Below are 17677 nucleotides of genomic sequence, written 5' to 3' on the forward strand. Positions count from 1 at the left end.
AAAATTTCAGATCAGTAATTTTCATAGATCATTTATTATTTAGTTAGTAAATAGGGGAAGCGGTAACAGCCGCTTCCCATTAATTATTATTTGTCAAACAATTTTTGAATAACTGTAATCTGGTAATCATAGTATGCTCTTGTACGAGCATCTCCTGTACCTCTTTTTGCCTTGTACAGATTTAATATGTTTTTTAAAGTCGCGGTAATAATCGGACGACCGACACCGGCAGATAATTTTGCTGGCGTCATATTATGCCGGGCATAAGATTGTTCTTCTTTATGAAAATTGCATTTATCGTGTTGTTTACAAAAAGCATTGCTTTCTTTTGCTACCGAATCCATCATTTTTTTCAACTCTTGTTCCGGATCAGCCAATCCACCCATTAACCCTTTGTTCATAGACGGGTCGAGGTTGGAGTATTTCATCAATGCTGCAACTGCGGCATTTTGAAGGTTCATGTCTTCCTGAGTCAGGGATTTTGATTTGATCGTATTTACGAATATCGCATTTGTTGCATCTTTCAGATATTCATCTAATGTATATAGGTTTTCTTGTCCTGAACGTTCTCCCTCATAAATGCTTCCCATAATTCCCGGACCTAAGATTCGTCCTACGATAGAGTATTGGAAATTGTCATAGAGATTAGATTCCAATCCGGTAATTCTCATTATGTTTTCAGGAAGAAGCCATTTCCGGCAATTCAGTGCTTGATCGGTAAGCCATATCATCGCTTTTTTCTGTTTATCTTTTGTGATGTACCGTTTTGCATAATTGCGTTTCCCGTCTTGTACTATGTCTTTATATTCCACTCCTCCGAGGTAAGGCATTACGTGAGTCAAATATCTCATATACTGACTTACACAGGCCATATACATTTCTTGTATATCATCGTAGTTCTTATTTTCCTGAGCAAACCAGTCGTCGATGTTTGAAATAATATATTTCAGGTTTTCGATACCGTAGTTGCTGGCTTTGATATGATCATTTCCCAAATCTTCAGTTTGGTCGGTAGGGTCTTCGTTGAGGAACAGTTGCTGTGCTCCGAATTCATACATCGGATCTCCTTTTTTATCTGCAATGATTTTATTCAGGTAAGGATATTCATCTTCTGCAGTTTTTGCATCTTTGAAGATACGATACCCCCAATTGATAGCGTGCATATCATAAACACCCATTAATGGAGGAACCATCCGTACGCCTTTTTCAAAGTCTCCTCTTTGCGCAACATAGTTATTCCGGGCATAATCCATGATACTCGGAGTAGTCCCGTATTTTTGTGTGAAAGAGGGACTGCGTAAAGAATCAACCGGGAAGGAGTAACTTGCACCCATATTGTGCATCAATCCGAGTGTGTGGCCGATTTCGTGGGATGCTACATAACGTAAAGACTCATTCATTACATCATCATCGAAAATCATTTTACGGACACGTGCATCTACTGCTCCGGTTTGGGAAAAGCGCCAGTTGTGAACTAACGAAATTACATTGTGATACCACATGACTTCACCAACCAGAATTTCTCCGCTACGCGGATCTATATAACTCGGTCCGGCGGCATTAGCAATGTCGTTGGTCATGTAACGTACGCAATTGTAGCGAATATCGTCCGGATCGAAATTCGGGTCGTCTGTCGGATAATCTTTTGCTACTACTACGTTTTTAAATCCTGCTGCTTCAAAGGCTTTGTTCCAATCTTCGATACCGGCTTTTACTGCACCTCTCCATTTTTCAGGAAATGCAGAATCTACATAATAAACGATTTGTTTTTTAGGTTCTACCAGCTCTCCTTTGAAATATTTCTCTAAGTCTTCTTCTTTCGGCTCTACACGCCAGCGGTGAATAAATTCTTTCGGCAGGATTTTATCCGCTTCGGATGTGTAATAATAATAACCAGAACTGAAGTATCCTACTCGATTGTCTTGATAACGGCTTCTCATCGGTTCTTTGGGGAGTTCTATTATAGAACGGCGCATTGTGAGGGTATATCCTCCTGCTGTAATATTGAAATTCAGAATGCTGGTAATTTCTATGTTCTTTTCAAAACTCTTTACCTCTTTTAATCTTGAGGCTGACGCATCATAAGAGGCACTCATCGTTTCTCTTGTGCGGACACTTTGGCGAATCGGAGTGATGCACTTTTCATTCGATACGAAAAAAGAGGTGACATCTATTAATAGAGTATCGTTGCGGGATGCTTTTATTTTGAATGTTTTCAAAATCGGGTTATTGAAGTTCCGTTTGAAAGATGTAGCGATAGCATCGTCTTCTTTTACTTTATCGTAAGTTTGTACCGTATGCATATATACGTTGCTTGTATCTGCGGAAAGGCAGAACATGAACGGGTCTCCCAACATTTCTCCTGCGGTAAAGTTTGAGCTGTTACTGGTTTCCGATACCCGGTTTGCCAATAAATACAGGTTATCCAGATTTTTCGGCGTTATTTCCAAAAGAAGTTCATTTTTAGGTGTAACCCATGCTTTAAATACGCCATCGTGAGGTGTTGCTTTTTGAATGGCATCGGCAAATTTATCTTTTTTCTTTGCTGGTGCTGTTTGTTCGGTTTTACCTTTATTTTTCTTACTTTTTCGCTTAAACCATCCCGCATTTGCGTCTGGCAGAGCTACTGATAATGAAATCAACAAAGCAAACAACTTGTATTTCATACTGTACATAATTTATGATAGTTAATGATTTTGGTTGAAGAATAAATTTGTTATTTTGATCTTTTAAAATTGTTTAAATGCAATATTCTTTATACGGGAGAAATCTCCCCAAATTTCCTGATCGATAATTTCTATTTTATCGGCTGAGTCGGTTACCTGATATTTTCTTAAAGTTCCTCCGTTCTCTTGCCCTTCTTTGTATGTGGCGATATAAAAGAAGTCTTGATCTTTCTGATCCGAGATAACATCGTTGAAGATTGCCGTGATTTTTTCGCCCGGAAAAGATCGGAGTTCGACAGCTGCACTTCCGTTTCTGAAATTGTAACCGTATAACGTATTTCCGGCTGCATATATCAAGTATCCTTGTCGGTTTGTTAAACTGAATAATTCAGACTGGTCTATATTCGTTGCCCCTGAAACCATGTATTTCCCGCCTTTAGTTGCAGAGCCTCCGGTACGTGTAATCGTGTAAGTGTAGAGGTATAACTTTCCGTCAGCCGGATTTTTTAGCAATGTCGCAGATTGTCCGCTACCAAAAAGCGAGTTGATTGTAGTTACAAAATCGAGTCCGTCGGGAGCAAAATCTTTTTTGGTATTCCAACTGAAAGTGTTGTCGCTATCACTATCTGCCAAATCTTTCATACTATTAGCCAAAGTCCTTAGATAGGTGAATCTTTTATCATCGGTATTATATAGAATGAATTGATCGATAACAGCAGCAGATATATCTTCTCCACTACGGTTACAGGCTATTTTGTCTCCGATATTAAAATATTTATATCCGCTTTCTTCTTCGTAATAGCTGACCGGATTTCCGAATTCTCCTTCGTTCGAACTGGATAGGACATAAGCTTTACCGTCAGCGAGAAACATACCTCTTTTATCTTTTAGCTTTTGAATATCTGTGATAACAATGTTATTGCGATATCCTTTTTGGTCTGGGTCGAAGATTGTCAATTCCGTAGGCTGATCAAATTCGTCACGTCCGTATCTGAAGGTATTGTGAGCTGTACATACATAGACTTGTTCTTCATATAATTCGGGGCTATTATCTACCCATATCAGGTTAATGTCTTTGTGTGGGACACTACTGCTGTTTGTCAGGATATTTTTTAAATGCAGAGTATCCCGGCTTATCGACAACATATCGACGCGGACATTTCCGGCTTCGTCTTCGCAGGCCAATATCCATCCCTTAGTATATGATGTACTGACATTCAGTTCTACGCTTTTGCTGAACACTACATCGGTGTTTTGATCAGTTATTTTTAAATAGAGAGTGAACGCTTCGGCCGGAAGGGTTATGATGCAGTCCAGATTTCGTTCAGTTCCCAGAACAAAACGTTCGCCCGGATATTTCTGTGTTCCGACAGCGACCCATTCATATTTATAAGATCCTTTTTCTTCAGGGTCTAATGAGAAATTCAGTTCCGGTGTAATTGTCAGTCTATCTACATTTGCCCGTACGTTGTAAATCGTATCGGCGGCAAATCCTTTGTCTCCTATGGTAATGTCATTGATGTCCGTATAGTCGTAATTTCCTTTATCTCTGAAACAAGATGAAAGTAACAACATGCAAAGTACCAATAGATAAGCATTATATTTCATTGTCAATCCTTTTTTAATATTGAATACCTTCTCCGGCAGTCATTTTTACAAGATTCCCCTCCGAATCTCGATAATCTTCATAAACGGTCTGTCCTTTGGCTTCCATTTCTTTTAGGTATTGGTCGAATTTGATTCCTAACGTTTTTATTTTTACAGTTGACATGGGCTCTAAGAAATCAAGCAGTGTCAAATTGAACAGTTCGCAAATAAGCCTATTCTTTTTTTCAGAGTAAGGACCTAAAAAATATTCGTTGAATCCCGGTAATTTTACCCATTTATCACTGATCGAGATCGTGTGGTGTATAACATCTATGCCGGTTTTGTCAGAGCTGTTGGGGGCTAACCAATATGGCATAGGCAGATTGAAATCTTTTGATTCTTTCAGTTGAATTTGAAGTGTCCGTTCATTATCTTTTAATGAACTTTTTTTATAGAAGTGAATCGGTATTTGGGCATAGATTTCATTTGCCTTTACATAATATTTTTCTTGTAAGGGTTCGTAATCTTCTCCGGCGATAGCCGTACTTTTTTCCGGCACGACTTCAATAGAAATTTCTCTGTCGTGCGGAACTGTTTCTCCGATGATTTTTACTCTGACAATCAGTATGGAGTCTTCCTTGTCGAATACGGCAAACGGTAAACTCGTATTATCGGTATAGTCTAATTTGCTGTCATCCAATCCGCCTTTGGTTTTGGACATAGCAAAATATATACCTGAAGTTCCCGAATATTCAGGTATCTCTTCCCTGCATCCGGTAAATAGTGCTAAAATAGCTATAAGATTTAGAAATATGATTTTCTTCATTTTCTTTTTCCCTTTTTCATTATTTTATTCACGCTCTGCCAACTCTTTATCCGGGAGATCGAATTGATAGTTCGATAGTTCTATTTTCATATCTCCTGCACTCCTGTCATATAATCGGGGTATTTCTGTAATTCCTTTTCGTTTATAATACCAGAATAGTTGACCTTCACCGATAAACTCCCGCACATATTCATCTTCTATACTTCCGTCAAGGCTTCCTCCGGAAGAGACTTGTGCTGCTTTTCTTGCACTTCTCAAGTCGTTGACCCATGTGAGAGATTTTTCGCATTCGGCTATGATAAGATACATTTCCGAGATTCGTAAAATGGGAATAATCGATGCATATCCCAAATCACCGTCGGTTACAAAGCCGTATTTGACAAAAAAACGACCGTCGTTTGCTTCAATATCCCGTAGAGCCTGAAAGTGACAAGTCCTTAAATCTCCTTCATCATCATATAAAGCCTTTACGCCGTTTTCAGTCATTGTAAGGAGATTTTTAAGTTCCAGTTTATTAGAAAACAACTTGTCATATATATCGGTAGATCTTTGTGTATTATAAGCTCCGAACAAAACTTCTGAAGAAAATATGCGGTCTTCAGCTTCACGGTTCACAGTACCGGTGGCAGCTTGTCCGTTTACTTGTTCACGGGTTGCGAACGGGAAAAATTTAGATGCTCCGGCAATGACTTTCCGTGCATATCTCCCGGCTTCTGTCGTATTTCCGGCATATAGATATACTCGTGCGGTTAATGCTTGAACAGCAAAGTAATTTAAACGAAGATTTCTGTATCTCAGTCTGTTATTTCCTTCGGCACTGGATTGTGGACCTTTGGTAATGACCGGATCTACATTTAATAATAAGTTTTCGGCTTGGTTCAAATCCGTTAATATTTTATCTACGACATCTATTGCGCTTAATAAAGGCTTTACATTTTTTTCTGTATCATCTGAATATGGAATGCAGACTTTTCCCGGCTCGTAGGAATAGATCGGACCGAAAATGCGAAACATCTCGAAATGCAACATCGCGCGTAATGCCAGACATTCTCCCTTTATCAATTCATAATTAGAATCGGAGAGTACCGAACGATCGTTTTCGCAGTGCTCCAGTATGATGTTTATATTGGCGATCAGGAAATAGGCCTCTTTCCAAGTATCTGCTACCGCATCTTTTTTAGCTTGGAGTTCGAAGTTTGCTAAAGACCTGTATGTATGAGAATTTAACGGTTTTGTCGTATCGTAATACTGTGCTAATATATCGAATGTTCCTGCTGTTAAAGTCCTTCCGTATAAGTTGGTGTTTAGCAGGTGTACATATACACCGTTCAATGCGGTGAAGAAACCCGATTCACTTTGGAAAAGAGCATCTTCCATGATACGATCTTCCGAATCCACTTTCAGCCAATCTTTGCAGGAACTTCCTCCCAAAAGTATTGTTATTAGTGTGATAATAATGACATATTGTTTCATAACCTATAATCCCTTTCTAATTAAAATCGTACACCTACAGATAAAGAAACGCTTTTGGAGAACGGGTAATCAGTTCCTCTTTCTTCTTTAAATGAGGATATTCTGAAAATATCATTCATATACAAACGGAAAGAAACACCTTGAGCTTTCATTGCTCGTACCCATTTACCTGCGGTTTCGTAACCGAAACTGATAGATTCACCGGATAGTACGTTTTCGTTGATTACGAAACGGGAAGACATCGGAGTACTTTCAAAATTGTCGATTGCCTTGAATTTTGCCTTATCTCCCGGTTTCTGCCAACGATCGTACAGGGCTCTTTTATCTTGATTATAATACATCCCCTGTTCTGTTATATTTTCGACTTTGTTGTATAAAGCAGAAGCAAAAGTTTGTGCTCCTAATTGGTAACGTAAGTTGACAGATGCGGAAAACTGTTTGTAATAGAACGATACGCTGAAAACTCCTTCGAGATCTTTTGCCGTAGATCCTACAACAACCTCATCGTTTGCATCGTATTGAAATGTGTAACTTCCGTCTTTCTTGATAAAAATTTCACGTCCTGTTGCCGGATCTATACCTGCCGAACGTACCGCCCATATATCGTCAGGACTTGCTCCGTCATAGTAACGACGTAGGGATGTACTGCTTCCTTTTTCGTTCATAAAGTCAAGTTTGTTACCGATATTGAAGTATTCGGAAGTTCCGTTGCTGAAAGTAAGATTGAAGTTTAGTCGTGTCGTGGGACGTTTTATTGCTGTATAACTGATTGTTCCGGAAAAACCTTTGGAAATCTGTCCGCCAAAATTGGTATATATCTTGTCTGTCCCGACAGAAGGAGGCATAGGGATAGAGACTAAAAGAGGATCGGTTACTTTATAATAATAATCTCCACCTATTCGCAGTCGACTATCCAGAAATTCAAAATCTATACCGAAGTTTTTGTCGATCGTCTTTTGCCATTCCAGCCCTTTGTTGGCAAATTTTTCTATAATCGCACTTGTCCCGAAATGGTTTTGATATTCGGGGTTGTAAATGTATGTTCCGGACGAAAGATAAGCATCGAAGTTTTGGTTGCCCGGGTTACCGATAGAGAATCTCAGTTTCAAAAGGTCGATCCAATCGACTTGAAACCATCGTTCGTTGTTGATATTCCATGCAATACCTGCTGCCCAAGTTGATGTGAATAATTTTTGAGCTCCGAATACAGACGATCCGTCGAAACGTAAACTCGCATCGACCATATATCTATTCCTGTATGAGTAGTTCCCGTTTAAATAGAAACTTGTCGATCGACTTGTCGCGTTTTTGTAAGTAGGCTTTGCTCCCTCGTCAAATCCAGCAGAAAATTGAGGATTTTGATGTAAATCGCTGGTAAATCCGTAAACGGAATATCCTGAGTTTTTGGTGCTTTTTTCACTAAATGTCCATCCTCCTACGGCATTTATTTGGTGTCTGTCTTTAATGACTTTACCGTAAGTCAGGGTAATATCTCCGTTATAAGAAAAAGTTTCACTGTCATTTTTAGAATAAGAGCCTTTTTTGTCTACACCTGTGAAATCCGGATGGCTCGGAGACTTGAATGCTTCATTTTGAGAGATTAACTTACTGATTCCTATACGGCCTCTCAATTGAAACGATTGAAGAAATCGCCATATAATGCTGAAATTGTCTCGTAGAGTGATGTCATCGGTCACATCATTGTTAACGATGTTGTAAAGATATAGTGGGTTATAGATCGGTTCTCCTGCAACTTCGAGAGGTTCTAACAGTTCCGATACAGTACCGTCGTCATTCGTTTTTCTGTAATAAGGATTTGCTTCGGCAAATTTTGAGAATTCTACCGGTTCCCGCTTTGAATTTACCAAATCAACGTTGAACTTGTTCGAGAAAATTAAAGAATTCTTACGATAGGTGAGGTCGATGTTTCCGCTCATGATTTGTCTGTCAGAACCTTTCATTACTCCGCTTTCGTCATTATAACTTAGTCCTATACCATACTGCATGGCTTTGTCCCCTCCATCTACATATAGATTATGAGAGTGATTGAAGACCGCTCGCAAAGGTTCTGACAACCAGTAAGTATCTACGCCTCTCTTTATCTCTTTCAGTCGGCTGTAATAAAGGGCGTCTAAAGCATCCTGACTTTCCATATTATCTTTAGCCGTGTAACGTCCGGCGAGAAGTTCGTACTGTAGCTTTTCTTCTCCGTTCATAAGATTGTATCCTGTCAGATCAGGCATCTGCAATTGGAAGTTTCCACTGTAAGAAACTCTTAATTGTCCGGGTTCGGGTTTTACGGTTTCCACAACGATAACCCCATTGGCAGATTTTGACCCGTATATTGCGGTGGATGCTGCATCTTTCAACACAGTAACATTGGCGATACGGTCCATATTCAAGTTCATGATGTCATTTATTGTGACTTCTATTCCATCCAAAATGAAAAGCGGTTGGTTGGCAGTATTGTCATAGTCTGAAGAAAGTTCTCCGACAATACTGGTTTTCCCTCTGATCTCCATATCCGGCATTCGGTTCGGGTCAGAACCCCAAGTGTTATTGTCCATTACTCTTAGGGAGGGTTCTAAAGTTTTCAAACTTTGAATTAGGTTTTTTGTACCGATTGTCTTTAGATCTTCTTTTGAATAAGTTGTTGCCGAACCGGTAAAACTGTCTTTTTTACGAACATAGATACCGGTAACCACGACATCCTGTATCTTTTTTACCTTTTCTTCCAGAACGATTATCGCAGATTTTTGTCCGGTGAAGGTAAATTCTTTGGGTTCCATACCCAGACAACTGATAATGATGATTTGCTTACCTTCCGGAATATTTTTTAATATGAAATTCCCGTATGCATCTGTCGATGTTCCTGATGCCGGTTTGCTTTTGACATATACCACAGCTCCCGGAAGAGGTTCACCCGACTGATCTTTTACAACTCCCATGAAAATTCTTTCTTTTGAAGTTTTTTCTTTTGAGTTTTTTGTGTCCTTATCATTATTTTGAGAAAATAACGGGAGTCCGGAGAATAAACATACCAAAAAAATAAAAAGATATTTTTGCATGAGTAATATTCTAAGAAATTATAGTTTAGTAAGTAGCATATTTTAAAATCAAAAAACTTCGCTGAAAAATAATATCGATAACACAGTTTAGGTTATGTCCTTTCGACTGTTTATTTATATTGAAATTTGTATCCGATTACCGGATGTTACTTATTTGATTTATTCGAATCGATTGTTGTAAATTTCTATCAGTTTTAACTGTTTTCTTACTTATTTCTCGCATTTTAGTAACATGATAAACATTTGTGATATTTTGGATAATGCTTAAAATGGTGTGCAAATATAGATATTTGTATAGAAATACAGTGTTAATTATCCTAAAATAATAATTTTATTATTTAGAATGATTCTTCTTAAATTATATTATGTGTTTATAATACAAAGCTTTGCAATAATATTATTTATATTTTTATCTCTTTGTATATTTACTCAATAATTAGACCTATATTGGGGGAAATGCATATAGGAGAGAGAAAATAGGCTTGTGGCATTTTGTGGCTCTTTGTTTGTTAATGGTGTACTTTTGTCGGGAATTGATGCTCTCCGGAATCGGTTTATAAAATAATCTATTTTTGATTTTAGAATATTTCTATTTGTATAGAATAGGGTGATATGGAATAAATATGCATATAAATTACCATCCGGATGTTGCTCCTCCGCCTCCGGATCGGCCGCCACCGAAACTTCCTCCGCTGAAACCTCCGAAACCGCCACCTCCTCTTCGATTATTTCCGGATGCGACGATAATCATCGGTATTATATAAGTGCTTTTTTTCTGAAAATTGCAGTGTGCGCAATGATATGTTTTCTCTCCTGTTCCGGTTGAAAACGGAGTAGGTGCGATTAGTATGCGATCTCGGTCTAAGCTGTAGGCTTTTGCATGACATTGCGGGCAGGTGCTGTATTTGGTGTAACGGTTTTCATACGGATAGACTTCTGTATTTCCGCATTGGTCGCATAGCCAGACGTCATAATCGACCGACTGTAATTTTTCTTCGGTGTTTTCTTGTGGAGTTAAATAACGATTATCTTCCTCTTCATTGAGTTTTTTCATTTTTGCTCCACATCGATTGCATTTTCGGGGTTTATTTCTGAGTCGTTTTAATCGGATCGAAATCCAAATATACAGAAATAATACGAAAACAGGAAAAATAAAAGAGAGTACGGCCAGAGTACTTTTATATCCGGACAAGGTCCTGTATTGTTCGTAGTAGTCTTTTGCTTTCGATGATTTCACGGATGATCGTACCATAAAGAGTAATATCATGGAAAATAAAAGGGATGTGATTGCATAATACCATAATACTTTACCCCAGTCTTCTTGTGCAGATTGATTTTGTACCCATAATTCATTTCGGGCTTCCGGAGTACTTAATCTGTGATATATGGCGTTCAATCCCAGTAACATTCCTTTATCGTAATTTCCTGTTTTAAATTCAGGGAGCATGTATCGGGTTTGAATGCGTTTGCAGATAGCATCCGGTAAAATACCTTCCAATCCGTATCCTGTTTCGAATGTGATTTTACGTTGGTCTAAAACGAATAGTATCAGTAGTCCGTTATCTTTTTCCCGTTTTCCTATACCCCAATGTTCGAATAATGCGGTAGCGAATTGCTTTATATCGGCATCCCCAATGGAATTTACTGCTACGACGGCGACTTCGACACTTGTTTTCGTTTGAAGAGAGTCCAATAGTAAGTTTATTTGCTGTTCCGTCGAAGGAGATAGTATTGCATCCGGATTGCTTACGAATGCCTTAGCATTTTGTAAATGTACGTTAGGGATGGTTTCGATGGTATATTCTGCACCGAAAAGCAATGTCGTAGTAAAGAGAAAAGATAGTATGAAAAAATATATTCGTTTCATTGTTGTTTGTTATTGGTTATAAGGCCGGAAGACTCATCCCGTTTATTTTCCGGTATAAATCCAGTGCATATACGTCTGTCATGCCGGAAATATAGTCGATAACGGCTTGGATTCTTTTATAGATGTTTTCGTTTCGAGTTTCGTATTGTCCCGGCACTTTGTTTAACAGCAGCTGCGAGTATGCTTTACCGGGATTGATGACCGCGTCGATCAGTTTATCCAATAGAACGGAAATGATACGGTTACCGGCAAGTTCTATATCCAGAACATCCGAAGCTTTGTAGATGTGTTCATAAGCTACATCAGAACAATTTTTGTAAGCATTTCGCGGAATTTCTCCAATGTGATCCATAAGTACGCCATCGAATTCTCCTTTCAAAAGTTCTTCTTCTTTTTCACAGAAAATTCGAGAACATTCATCTACCAATATCCCTACGACGCAAGAGCGTAGGTAAGCGATTTGCTCGTTAATGTCCGATACGATATTCAATGTTTCCTGAATGTGTTTCAATCGGGAATCCGAAAAGAACCCGAGAAACAGTTCTTTGGTTTTGTCGGTCGTTAATATTTTGAGCTTGTGTGCATCTTCTATGTCCATTACCTGATAACAGATATCGTCTGCCGCTTCTACTAAATAAACGAGCGGGTGTCGGCAGTATCGTATTCCGGGAATGTCCATACGCAACATACCTAAAGTATCTGCTACTTTGACAAAATCATCAGCCTCGGAAGTGAAGAAACCGAACTTTCCTCTTTCCCCTGCAAGATTCGATGCATAAGGGTATTTTACGATCGATGCCAGAGTCGAATAAGTCATAACGAATCCTCCGGCTCGTCGTCCGTTAAATTGATGAGTCAATAATCGAAAAGCATTTGCATTCCCTTCAAAATGGGTCAAGTCTTTCCATTCGTCTGTTCCCAGTTTATTTTTTAAGCTGAGACCGTTTCCTTCTGAAAAATAAGTGGCGATAGCTCTTTCTCCGGAATGTCCGAAAGGCGGGTTTCCCATATCGTGTGCCAGACAAGCGGCGGCGACAATAGCTCCGATACCGTGTAGTTTCCCTGCCCAAGGTTCATTTGAATATCTTTCGAGTAGAACAGACGAAACATTGTTACCTAATGATCTGCCGACACATGAAACTTCGAGACTGTGAGTTAAACGATTATGTACAAATACGCTTCCGGGAAGAGGAAATACTTGGGTCTTGTTTTGCAATCTTCTGAACGGAGCAGAAAAAACAAGGCGGTCATAGTCTCTTTGGAAATCGGAACGTGAATGTTGTCGTTCTTCGTGATAACGTTCCAGTCCGAATCGTTTCGAGGAGAGTAAACGTTCCCACGACATTTTGGATTCTGTATATTTCATTTTGTTTCGAATACGATGTTGTTTGGCAAAAATACAAAAAAAATAATACCTCGATATATGATCGTGTCTCTCTTTAGAGTCTGTCTCAATTTTACTCGGGTCAGATTTGAAAGTTTCTTTCGAGGATGTTACGAGGATGATAGCAGGCTATCTGACGAGAGAAAACGGGAAAAAAGACCGGAAGAAAACGTAAAGATGACCTGATAGTATTTTTTTGTCGGAAAATTTAGACAGACTCTTAGTCTTATTTCTAATTGAGGTTGGTTTTTAAAGTCGGATGTTTATGACAAGGCTGAAATTGCAGAATAATTGAGTGGAATCGGTTGTTTTTATAGAAAATAGTTTAGAGAAAGCATTAAAAATAAAAAAATAGAAAGATAGTTTAAGCATATTTCGTTATTTTCGCAAGTTGATATATTTTGTTTTCGATAATGAAAACATGATTGAAATAAACAGGAAATAGTTGATTATGGAAGTTAAAGTAAAGATAGTTAACCGATCGAGGCATAAATTACCGGAATATGGTACGGAGCATGCTGCCGGAATGGATATTCGTGCCAACTTGAATGAACCTGTGGTACTTAAACCGATGCAGCGAGTCCTGATTCCTACAGGACTATATATCGAACTTCCCGAAGGATATGAAGCCCAGATACGTCCTCGTAGCGGACTGGCATTGAAAAAAGGAATAGGAATTCTCAATTCTCCGGGTACGATCGATGCCGATTATCGAGGAGAGATCGGTATTATTTTGATTAATTTTTCAAACGAAGATTTTGTCATTCATGATGGTGAGCGCATTTGTCAAATGGTTGTTAAGGAGTATTGCCGGGTAGATTGGGTAGAAGTGCAAACCCTTGAAGATAGTGATCGGGGGACGGGAGGTTTTGGACATACAGGTGTGAAATAAGAGTGTTTTTAATACAATATTATGTAAATGAAATATATAGGTTGTCGTTTATTGGTATGTCTGGCGTTATTGTCTGTTTGTTTTTCTTGCGGAAGTAGTCGTAATTTCGGCAGAAAAAAAACAGATATCGGAAGGGGGTTGTCCGAATCGGACCAACGTAAATTCGACTATTTTTTTCTGGAAGCCGACCGAATGAAAAATCTCGGGAAACAAGATGCTGCATTTGATTTGTTGCAGCAAGCTGCGGCGATAGATACGTCGAGTGCTGTTGTCAAATATAATTTAGCCAATTATTACCTGCATTTAAAAAAGCCGCAGCTTGCTTATGATTGTTTAAAAGAAGCTGCCGAGAAAAGTCCCGATAACTATTGGTACAATGTTATGGCTGCCAATCTTGCACAGAATCTCGGTGATGCTGAGCAGGCGATTTCTCTGATTCGACGGATGATAGAATATAATCCTAATAAACCGGAGTTGAATTATATGTTGGCGGAGGTATATGCGCAAAAGGGAGATTTTCAGCAGGCTATTGATGCGTACAATCAATTGGAACAATCGATGGGTGTCGTAGAACCTATAATCCTTCAAAAAGTAAAACTGTATAAGGCCTTAAAACAAGATGACAAGGCTTTTGCCGAAGTGCAGCGTTTGATCGATGCTCATCCGAAAGATATTACTTATCTTATTTTATTGGGAGATCTTTATCTTGATTCGAATCGAGATGAAGATGCTTGGAAAGTATATCAACATGCCGGTGAAATAGAGCCGGACAATGCATATTTGATGGTGTCTAAAGCCAACTATTACAATAAAAAGGGGGATAAAGAGGCTTATCAGAACCAAATTCTGGATGCTTTGCTGAGTAAAAATCTGGATGTAGAGACTAAACAAAAAATACTGACAGGTTTCCTTTCGGAGTTGTTGCAGAAAAAAGAGAACCTGGACCAAGCGGATGCGATGTTTTCCGCATTGCTCGAAATGCATCCTCAAGAAGAGGAACTTCATAAATTGTATGCTGATGTATTGTGGATACGACAGAAAAAGAGCGATGCCGTCGCACAGATGCAGATTGCTGTAGATTTAGCTCCTGTACGTTTAGAATATTGGCAACAATTGATAGGTGCTATTTTAGATCAGAAAAAATATGATGATGCTATTATTGCAGGAGAAAAAGCCCTTTCTTATTTACCCGATGAGGCTGTTTTATATATTTATTTAGGTTCGTCTTATATGATGAAAAAAGAGTACGAGAAGGCCGTTGCGACGTTGAGAACGGGGTTAAAGCATACCAATCCTGAAAATCGCGCTCTTATTTCTGATTTGTACGGACAAATAGGCGATACCTATTATCAGGCGCAGCAGCCGGATTCTGCTTATGCTGCATTCGATAAGGCTTTAGAATATAATCCCGGGAATATCGGGGTTTTGAATAATTACAGTTATTATTTGGCTCTTCAGAAAAAAGATTTATCGAAGGCAGAGAGGATGAGTGGAGATGCCGTTAAACAAGAGCCTGATAATCCGACTTATCTCGATACGTATGCGTGGGTATTTTTTCAACAGGGAAATTATACACTGGCAAAGATATATTTGAAAAGTGCATTGGATAAGGGTGGAAATGACAGTGCTGCGTTGTTGGAACATTACGGAGATGTATTGTTTATGACGGGGGATGTCGATGGCGCTTTGGAGTATTGGAATAATGCCCTTGAGAAGGGTAGCGACTCTAAAATGTTACCTCAGAAAATAAAGGATAAAAAATATTACGAAGAATGAGAAGATTCGTCTGGGCTGTGATTACGGCTTTAGGAATTATGTTTGTCGGATGTAAGACTTCCCATATCGGAGAAAAAACGAAAATATCCGGAGAACAGTCGGAGTCGGAAAAACGTGTTTTTGCCGATTGCCTGAAAAATAGTCCGGATTATACGTCTTACTCTGCGAAAACATCTTTGGTGATAACCACAAGTGCGGGAAATTTGAAGAGTAAAGCGACGATACGTATAATAAAGGATAAGATTTTGCAAATATCGGTTCAACCGTTTTTAGGAATCGAAATGTTCCGCGTTCGACTGACGAATGACAGTATCTGGATTTTGGATAAAATGGGGAAACGCTATGTCGCTGAATCTTTAGCGGCATATAGATCGAAATTGCCGGTCGATCTGTCTCTTTCTACTATACAGGCGTTGTTTTTGGGAAGACCTTTTTTATTTGGGAAAAGTCATTTGGATATATCGGATTACCGGAATTTTTCTTGGATAAGAGAAAAATCGGACTGGAGTTTTTCTATAAAAGATATGTCTCGTTTTTCATGTTTATTTGATTTGGATGAGTTGGCTCGTTTAAGGGAAACACGAGCTTTGGATATATCCGGACAAATGCAGATGACATGGAGCTATTCGAAATTTACGAATCAAGGAGAATTTTGGTTTCCTTCGGAAATGGAGGTCCGGACAAGTGGGATAGGAAATAAGAGCTTGACTCTTAAAATGGAGAATATTTCTCCGGAATGGAACAAGACTTTCAATGTAGATTTTTCGGTGTCTTCACAATATAAGAGAGTATCGGTACGTGATTTGTTAAATATGTTTTTGAAATGATGAGGCGTATATTGATAATTTGTTTGATGGCTGTGGTTGCCGTGACCTCTGTTGCTCAATCGTCTAAAAAAGTAAAAGATTTGCAGAAACAGAGGAAAGAAGCGTTGCGATCTATTGCGAAGACCGATAAGGAGTTGAAGACTACGAAAAAGTCGGCTCTCCAATCTTTGCATCAATTGAATAAGTTGACGGCTGAGATAACGAAACATAAGGAAGTGATCGCGGCTTTAAATGCCGAAATTTCGAATATTAATAAACAAGAGAGAAAAATTAATGAAACGATAGCCAGGCTTGAGAAGGAATTGGATGCCAAGAAAGAGGCTTATGCCAAGGCTATACGGGGAATTGCAGGTAGAAATTCGGGTTATGAAACTTTGATGTTTGTTTTTTCGTCGAGTTCTTTAAATCAGTCTTATCGAAGGATTCGTTATTTACGGGAATATTCGGCTTGGAGGAAGAAAGAGGCGATAAAGATTTCTGAGCAACAGGCAGAATTAGAAAAGAAGAAAGCAGAATTGGCTAAAACCCGGTCTGAAAAAAATGCGGTATTGGGAAAACGTACCGATGCTGCAAATAAGTTGAAACAGAAAGAGGAGTCGCAGAAAGAGGTTGTGGCAGATCTTAAGAAGAAGGAAAAAGAACTTCAAAAAGAACTGAATGCTCAGAGAAAACAGGCTGCCGCTTTGAATCGTCGCATCGAACAGTTGATTGCTGAGGAGGCTCGTAAGGCTGCCGAAGAGGCAAGACGTGCGGCAGAAGCAGCTAAAAAAGCGGCAAATGCCGATAAGAAATCAGGGAAAAAAGGTTCTGTTTCTGCTGGGGAGGTTCGGAAATCTCAGACAAAAGGCGGTTATGCCATGACTAAGGATGAGCTTGAGTTGTCGAATAGCTTTTCTCAGAATAAAGGACGTTTACCGATGCCTTTATCGGGCAAATATATGATTGTAGGACATTTCGGACAACAGCAGCATCAGGAGTTGAAATATGTGCAGGTAAACAGTAGCGGTATAGATATACAGACGACGCCGGGAACGACAGCCCGTTCTGTATTCAATGGTGTGGTGACTCGAGTATTCGTGATGCCGGGCTATAATAGTTCTGTAATTATCCGACACGGAAATTACTTGACGATCTATTCTAATCTTAGTGAGGTCTTTGTAAAGGCTGGAGATAAAGTGACTACAAGACAATCTATCGGAAGAATTTATTCCGATCCGGAGGAGAATAACCGTACCGTACTGCATTTTCAGCTTTGGAAAGAGACGACTAAACTTAACCCTGAACCGTGGTTGAATAAATAATAATCAGGTA

11 protein-coding genes are annotated in these 17677 nt (G+C 39.0%); 4 read left to right on the forward strand and 7 right to left on the reverse strand.

Translation table 11 applies throughout. The features are described from left to right. Nucleotides 1–86 precede the first annotated feature (86 nt). The 7 genes from Q0093_RS12475 to dgt all read right to left on the reverse strand — a co-directional run bounded on the left by Q0093_RS12475 (nt 87) and on the right by dgt (nt 12832). Complete coding sequence (locus tag Q0093_RS12475; protein ID WP_297930975.1) at nt 87–2666, reverse strand: zinc-dependent metalloprotease; 2580 nt, start codon at nt 2664–2666, stop codon at nt 87–89. A gap of 63 nt (nt 2667–2729) precedes the next feature. After that, nucleotides 2730–4274 (reverse strand): PKD-like family lipoprotein, encoded by a 1545-nt coding sequence (locus Q0093_RS12480; RefSeq protein WP_297930978.1) that lies wholly within the window; start codon nt 4272–4274, stop codon nt 2730–2732. Between the two features lie 13 nt (nt 4275–4287). Then, nucleotides 4288–5079 carry a DUF4843 domain-containing protein gene (locus Q0093_RS12485; protein WP_297930981.1) on the reverse strand — a complete coding sequence of 264 codons (792 nt, stop codon included), beginning with the start codon at nt 5077–5079 and terminating at the stop codon, nt 4288–4290. Nucleotides 5080–5103: 24 nt separating this feature from the next. After that, complete coding sequence (locus tag Q0093_RS12490) at nt 5104–6552, reverse strand: RagB/SusD family nutrient uptake outer membrane protein (protein WP_294178778.1); 1449 nt, start codon at nt 6550–6552, stop codon at nt 5104–5106. 20 nt (nt 6553–6572) lie between these two features. Then, nucleotides 6573–9500 carry a SusC/RagA family TonB-linked outer membrane protein gene (locus Q0093_RS12495; protein ID WP_294178779.1) on the reverse strand — a complete coding sequence of 976 codons (2928 nt, stop codon included), beginning with the start codon at nt 9498–9500 and terminating at the stop codon, nt 6573–6575. 754 nt (nt 9501–10254) lie between these two features. Next, complete coding sequence (locus tag Q0093_RS12500; RefSeq protein ID WP_297930985.1) at nt 10255–11487, reverse strand: YgcG family protein; 1233 nt, start codon at nt 11485–11487, stop codon at nt 10255–10257. A 16-nt stretch (nt 11488–11503) separates the two neighbouring features. Next, nucleotides 11504–12832: a dGTP triphosphohydrolase gene (dgt, locus tag Q0093_RS12505; protein ID WP_297931067.1), complete on the reverse strand. Its 1329-nt coding sequence runs from the start codon at nt 12830–12832 to the stop codon at nt 11504–11506. A 490-nt stretch (nt 12833–13322) separates the two neighbouring features. Here dgt and dut point away from each other — a divergent pair, with 490 nt between their 5' ends. Genes dut through Q0093_RS12525 form a run of 4 tightly spaced genes read left to right on the forward strand, consistent with a single transcriptional unit; the run spans nt 13323 to nt 17667 of the window. Then, entirely contained in the window at nt 13323–13763 is a 441-nt protein-coding gene (gene dut / locus Q0093_RS12510; RefSeq protein ID WP_297930988.1) for a dUTP diphosphatase, read from the forward strand. 27 nt (nt 13764–13790) lie between these two features. Further along, a complete protein-coding gene (locus tag Q0093_RS12515) occupies nt 13791–15539 on the forward strand; it encodes a tetratricopeptide repeat protein (RefSeq protein WP_297930991.1) in 1749 nt (582 codons plus the stop codon). After that, nucleotides 15536–16366, forward strand: a complete 831-nt coding sequence (locus tag Q0093_RS12520; RefSeq protein WP_297930993.1) for a DUF4292 domain-containing protein — start codon at nt 15536–15538, stop codon at nt 16364–16366. Before Q0093_RS12515 ends, Q0093_RS12520 begins: the two co-directional genes overlap by 4 nt. Beyond that, nucleotides 16363–17667: a peptidoglycan DD-metalloendopeptidase family protein gene (locus tag Q0093_RS12525; RefSeq protein WP_294178784.1), complete on the forward strand. Its 1305-nt coding sequence runs from the start codon at nt 16363–16365 to the stop codon at nt 17665–17667. The genes Q0093_RS12520 and Q0093_RS12525 overlap by 4 nt, the downstream gene beginning before the upstream one ends. Nucleotides 17668–17677: the final 10 nt, after the last annotated feature.

Source organism: uncultured Coprobacter sp. (assembly GCF_947855755.1).
GTDB lineage: Bacteria > Bacteroidota > Bacteroidia > Bacteroidales > Coprobacteraceae > Coprobacter.

Coding starts and splice junctions, on each gene's coding strand:
- Q0093_RS12475 (WP_297930975.1), bottom strand. CDS start 2,666: ATGAAATACAAGTTGTTTGCTTTGTTGATTTCATTATCAGTAGCTCTG.
- Q0093_RS12480 (WP_297930978.1), bottom strand. CDS start 4,274: ATGAAATATAATGCTTATCTATTGGTACTTTGCATGTTGTTACTTTCA.
- Q0093_RS12485 (WP_297930981.1), bottom strand. CDS start 5,079: ATGAAGAAAATCATATTTCTAAATCTTATAGCTATTTTAGCACTATTT.
- Q0093_RS12490 (WP_294178778.1), bottom strand. CDS start 6,552: ATGAAACAATATGTCATTATTATCACACTAATAACAATACTTTTGGGA.
- Q0093_RS12495 (WP_294178779.1), bottom strand. CDS start 9,500: ATGGGAGTTGTAAAAGATCAGTCGGGTGAACCTCTTCCGGGAGCTGTG.
- Q0093_RS12500 (WP_297930985.1), bottom strand. CDS start 11,487: ATGAAACGAATATATTTTTTCATACTATCTTTTCTCTTTACTACGACA.
- dgt (WP_297931067.1), bottom strand. CDS start 12,832: ATGTCGTGGGAACGTTTACTCTCCTCGAAACGATTCGGACTGGAACGT.
- dut (WP_297930988.1), top strand. CDS start 13,323: ATGGAAGTTAAAGTAAAGATAGTTAACCGATCGAGGCATAAATTACCG.
- Q0093_RS12515 (WP_297930991.1), top strand. CDS start 13,791: ATGAAATATATAGGTTGTCGTTTATTGGTATGTCTGGCGTTATTGTCT.
- Q0093_RS12520 (WP_297930993.1), top strand. CDS start 15,536: ATGAGAAGATTCGTCTGGGCTGTGATTACGGCTTTAGGAATTATGTTT.
- Q0093_RS12525 (WP_294178784.1), top strand. CDS start 16,363: ATGATGAGGCGTATATTGATAATTTGTTTGATGGCTGTGGTTGCCGTG.